Annotated in this window: 2 protein-coding genes; both read right to left on the bottom strand. The window is 61.6% G+C overall.

Annotated features, from left to right (window positions below; genetic code table 11):
* The coding region (locus HX846_RS37825; protein WP_256740496.1) for an MATE family efflux transporter at positions 1 to 219 on the bottom strand (219 nt) is incomplete at its 3' end.
* 21 nt (positions 220 to 240) lie between these two features.
* The coding region (locus tag HX846_RS37820) for a DUF2239 family protein (RefSeq protein ID WP_178967537.1) at positions 241 to 498 on the bottom strand (258 nt) is incomplete at its 5' end.

Raw genomic sequence — 498 nt, 5'->3', positions numbered from 1 at the left:
CACCGAAGCGCCCGCCCCCAGGCCGATCACCAGGGCGATAAAGAAAAACACGATGGGGAACATCCCCGACACCGCCGCCAACGCCTGGGTGCCGAGCATCTGCCCGACATAGATCCCGTTCAGCGTGCCGGAAAAGCTCTGGAGGAAATTGGACAGCACCATGGGTGCCAGAAAGATCAGGTAGATCTGCCACAACGGTCGTTGCTGGGTGACTTCCATGAGGTTCGGATCTCAATGCAATTAGGCAGGGAAAGCGTTGCGTGACAACCAGGCCAGGTACAACTTCACATCCACCGGCCAGTGCGCGATCCTGTTGGAAAATTCCGCGCCGTCCTGGGCAAACAACGCCCGCGAGGCTTCTTCAAAACCTGGCAGGTCGCCGCCGATGGCGCTCATGAAACGATAGCTGGACTCCTTCGCCTGGCGCCGCTCATCGTGCTCGGCATGGGCGTTGCGCGCTTCGTCCACCAACCGGCGCAAGGCCGCCGAGGCGCCGCC

This window comes from Pseudomonas sp. K5002 (assembly GCF_013386655.1).
Taxonomy (GTDB): Bacteria; Pseudomonadota; Gammaproteobacteria; order Pseudomonadales; family Pseudomonadaceae; genus Aquipseudomonas.
Note: the sequence above shows the minus strand (reverse complement) of the source record. Positions and strands in the feature narration are given on the sequence as shown.